A 3,657-nucleotide genomic window follows, 5' to 3' on the forward strand; every position below is an offset into this window, starting at 1 on the left:
CTCCCACAGGGGCTGCGCTGCATTCTGTCAAACCGCGACATCCATGAACCCTGGCGAACGCGTCAAGGCAAACGGGCTGAACACTTGCCACTGTCGATCGCCAGGAAAACGGCCCTGGACGAAGGCCGATTCCGGGCCATCGAGGTGGCCCGGCGAAACCGGTTCCAGGCTGCCCTGGGCGAAATGCTGCAGCCCGAGGACTTCGTCCACCAGCAAGCCGGCGAAGACTTCTTCGTTATCGACCACCAGCACCCGCCGCTGCTTGCGCACACTGGACAGTTCATGACCGAAGAAACCGCACAGGTCCATCAGCGGCAATAAACGTCCGCGCAGGTTAGCCACTCCGCGCACCCATGGCTTGACCCCGGGCAACGCCGTATGGCGCGGCTCATGCAGCACTTCGCTGACCTCGCCCATGGGCGCCACGTACCAATGCTCGCCGAGACGAAAGCCGATCCCGCTCCAGCTGTCGCGATGGGTTGGCTGGGACGGCAGGTCCGCGCCCAGCAGCCGACAGCGCCGATCGATCTGCAACAACAGTTCGAATGCGGTCAGGGAGTGGCTCATGGCCGCGCGTTCAACCCGCCAGTACTTTGTTCAAGGTCGCGATCAGGGTTTCTTCGTCCACCGGCTTGGTCAGGTAGTCCTTCGCCCCTTGGCGGGTCCCCCAGACCTTGTCGGTTTCCTGGTCCTTGGTGGTGATGATGATGACCGGGATATGGCCCGTGTCCGGGTCCTTGGTCAGCTGGCGCGTGGCCTGGAACCCGTTGAGACCGGGCATGACGATGTCCATCAGCACCGCGTCGGGCTTTTCCTGGCGGGCCAGGGCTACGCCGTCGGCGCCATTCTCGGCCTTCAAGACCTGATGGCCGTGTTTTTCCAGCATGCCGGTCAATTTGTACATTTCGGTCGGCGAATCATCGACGATCAGAACTCGTGCCATGGTGTTCCCCATTTCTTCTGTAGACCCCAGGCCGAAGGCCGAGCGTCATTAATGTGCCTGGTGCGGCTGGACAGCGGCAAACCCCGGGACATGGGCTTGTATCGCGCCCAGCAATTCTTCCTTGCTGAAAGGCTTGGTCAGAAACTGATCGGAGCCGACGATGCGCCCCTTGGCCTTGTCGAACAGACCGTCGCGGGACGACAGCATGATCACCGGCGTCGCCTTGAAGGCGCTGTTGTTCTTGATCAGGGCACAGGTCTGGTAACCGTCCAGGCGCGGCATCATGATGTCGACAAAGATGATGCCCGGATGGTGGTCGACGATCTTGGCCATGGCGTCGAAGCCGTCGACCGCGGTGATGACCTCGCAGCCAACGTTGCGCAGCAAGGTCTCGGCGGTGCGGCGAATGGTCTTCGAGTCGTCGATAACCATGACCTTCAAGGCGCTGGGTTGCTGCTGCGTGAGATGCTCTGCCATTGCCACTGCAAACCGGTTTTTAACGCGTAAGTGTGATCGACAGCGCAAACCCTTGATGTTCAAGGCCCGCACGTCACATGGCAGCCTTTTTAGCACAGTCTCCATCGCCGATCTATCAGCCGCTCGGCACGGCGGTTTTTCCTTGACCGCCAAACTTCGGGGCGCCACTCTGACGCCACTTTTTCAAGCCATTCGTGCCCACCCCATTTTCGAGGAACCAAGCCATGAGCGTACGCGTCGGCATTGTCATGGACCCAATCGCCAGCATTTCCTATAAGAAGGATAGCTCGCTGGCCATGCTGCTGGCCGCTCAGAAGCGCGGCTGGGAGCTGTTCTACATGGAACAGCGCGACCTTTACCAGGCCGAGGGCCAGGCGCGCGCGCGGATGAAGCCGCTGAAGGTCTTCGCCAATCCCGAGAAGTGGTTCGAACTGGGCGCGGAAAGCGACGCGCTGCTGAGCGACCTGGACGTGATCCTGATGCGCAAGGATCCGCCGTTCGACATGGAGTTCGTTTACTCCACCTACCTGCTGGAGCAGGCCGAAAGCGCCGGCGTGTTGGTGGTCAACAAGCCCCAGAGCCTGCGCGACTGCAACGAGAAGCTGTTCGCCACGCTGTTCCCGCAGTGCACGCCGCCGACCATCGTCAGCCGTCGTCCGGACGTGCTGCGCGAGTTCGCCGAGCACCACGGCGACGTGATCCTCAAGCCGCTGGACGGCATGGGCGGTTCGTCGATCTTCCGTCACACCGCCGGCCATCCGAACCTGTCGGTGATTCTTGAAACCCTGACCCTGCACGGCAAGCAGCAGATCATGATCCAGGGTTACCTGCCGGCCATCGTCGATGGCGACAAGCGCATCCTGATGATCGACGGCGAACCGGTGGACTATTGCCTGGCGCGCATCCCGGCGGCCGGTGAAACCCGTGGCAACCTGGCGGCTGGCGGCCGTGGCGAAGCCCGCCCGTTGACCGACAAGGACCGCTGGATCGCCGCCCAGGTCGGCCCGACGCTACGCGAGAAAGGCCTGCTGTTCGTCGGCCTGGACGTGATCGGCGAGCACCTGACGGAAATCAACGTCACCAGCCCGACCTGCATCCGCGAGATCGACAATGCCTTTGGCACGGACATCGGCGGGATGCTGATGGATGCCATCGATCAGAAGCTCAAGGCGCGTTGATCCAGATCCTGATGAAGGAAACCCACATTGCGTTATCATGCCCGGCCTGAAAAAACGTGATGCTGGTTTCCTTGTCATGACACTCCCGTCCGATCTGCCCCAAGAGCTCGCCCATCGTGGCGTGCGCCCGGCTGATCGCCTCGGTTTTACGCTGTTCCTGGCGGCACTGATCCACCTGGCGGTGCTGCTGGGCGTCGGGTTTGCCACGGTCGAACCCAAGCAGATCAGCCAGACCCTGGAGATCACCCTGGCGACCTTCAAGAGCGAAACCAAGCCCCAGAAGGCCGATTTCCTTGCTCAGGAAAACCAGCAGGGCAGCGGCACCCTGGAAAACAAAGCGATCCCCAAGACGACCGAAATCGCGCCGTTCCAGGACAACAAGGTCCAGAAGATCACCCCACCGCCGGCCGCCAAGCCAGAGGTTCAGGAAACCGCGCCCAAGGCCGCCGTGACCACTACCGCGCCGAAGCCGAAAAAGGCCCCGGTCAAGGAAGAGGTCAAGCCTGATCCCAAGCCCAAGGCGCCGGAACCGACTTTCGACAGCTCTCAGCTGTCCAGCGACATCGCCAGCCTGGAGGCCGAACTGGCCCAGGAACAGCAGTTGTACGCCAAGCGCCCGCGCATCCACCGCCTGAGCGCCGCGTCGACCATGCGCGACAAGGGTGCCTGGTACAAGGACGAGTGGCGCAAGAAAGTCGAGCGCATCGGCAACCTGAACTACCCCGAGGAAGCCCGGCGCAAACAGATCTACGGCAATTTGCGGCTGATGGTTTCGATCAACCGCGACGGCTCGCTGTATGAGGTGCTGGTGCTTGAGTCCTCCGGCCAGCCGCTGCTCGACCAGGCCGCCCAGCGGATCGTGCGCCTGGCCGCGCCGTTCGCGCCGTTCACCGGGGACCTGTCGGACATCGATCGCCTGGAAATCATCCGCACCTGGAAGTTTGCCCGAGGTGATCGGCTGTCCAGTAACTGACTTCAGGAGACAGTATCAATATCCTGTGGGAGCGAGCCTGCTCGCGAAAGCCATTGGTCATTCGGCATGGATGGCGACTGATACAC

The 3,657-nt window shown here is 61.9% G+C and carries 5 protein-coding genes; 2 read left to right on the top strand and 3 right to left on the bottom strand.

Annotation, left to right across the window (positions count from 1 at the left end; all coding sequences use genetic code 11):
* Positions 1 to 27 precede the first annotated feature (27 nt).
* Genes ACE04F_RS20675 through ACE04F_RS20685 form a run of 3 tightly spaced genes read right to left on the bottom strand, consistent with a single transcriptional unit; the run spans position 28 to position 1,420 of the window.
* On the bottom strand, positions 28 to 567 hold the full coding sequence (locus ACE04F_RS20675; protein WP_486109567.1) for a chemotaxis protein CheW: 540 nt from the start codon (positions 565 to 567) through the stop codon (positions 28 to 30).
* Between the two features lie 10 nt (positions 568 to 577).
* Complete coding sequence (gene pilH, locus ACE04F_RS20680; protein ID WP_186612056.1) at positions 578 to 943, bottom strand: twitching motility response regulator PilH; 366 nt, start codon at positions 941 to 943, stop codon at positions 578 to 580.
* Between the two features lie 48 nt (positions 944 to 991).
* The gene (locus ACE04F_RS20685; RefSeq protein WP_434571200.1) at positions 992 to 1,420 is read right to left on the bottom strand and encodes a response regulator; all 429 of its coding nucleotides are present in this window, start codon (positions 1,418 to 1,420) and stop codon (positions 992 to 994) included.
* A gap of 224 nt (positions 1,421 to 1,644) precedes the next feature.
* Between ACE04F_RS20685 and gshB the strand changes: the two genes are divergently transcribed.
* Positions 1,645 to 2,598, top strand: a complete 954-nt coding sequence (gene gshB, locus ACE04F_RS20690; RefSeq protein WP_486109570.1) for a glutathione synthase — start codon at positions 1,645 to 1,647, stop codon at positions 2,596 to 2,598.
* A 76-nt stretch (positions 2,599 to 2,674) separates the two neighbouring features.
* Complete coding sequence (locus ACE04F_RS20695) at positions 2,675 to 3,571, top strand: TonB family protein (RefSeq protein ID WP_486109572.1); 897 nt, start codon at positions 2,675 to 2,677, stop codon at positions 3,569 to 3,571.
* Positions 3,572 to 3,657 lie beyond the last annotated feature (86 nt).

This window comes from Pseudomonas sp. AGC41 (genome assembly GCF_057334555.1).

Excerpts from the sequence above, each read along its gene's own strand:
- ACE04F_RS20685 (WP_434571200.1), bottom strand. The coding sequence starts at position 1,420 with ATGGCAGAGCATCTCACGCAGCAGCAACCCAGCGCCTTGAAGGTCATG.
- ACE04F_RS20695 (WP_486109572.1), top strand. The coding sequence starts at position 2,675 with ATGACACTCCCGTCCGATCTGCCCCAAGAGCTCGCCCATCGTGGCGTG.
- pilH (WP_186612056.1), bottom strand. The coding sequence starts at position 943 with ATGGCACGAGTTCTGATCGTCGATGATTCGCCGACCGAAATGTACAAA.
- ACE04F_RS20675 (WP_486109567.1), bottom strand. The coding sequence starts at position 567 with ATGAGCCACTCCCTGACCGCATTCGAACTGTTGTTGCAGATCGATCGG.
- gshB (WP_486109570.1), top strand. The coding sequence starts at position 1,645 with ATGAGCGTACGCGTCGGCATTGTCATGGACCCAATCGCCAGCATTTCC.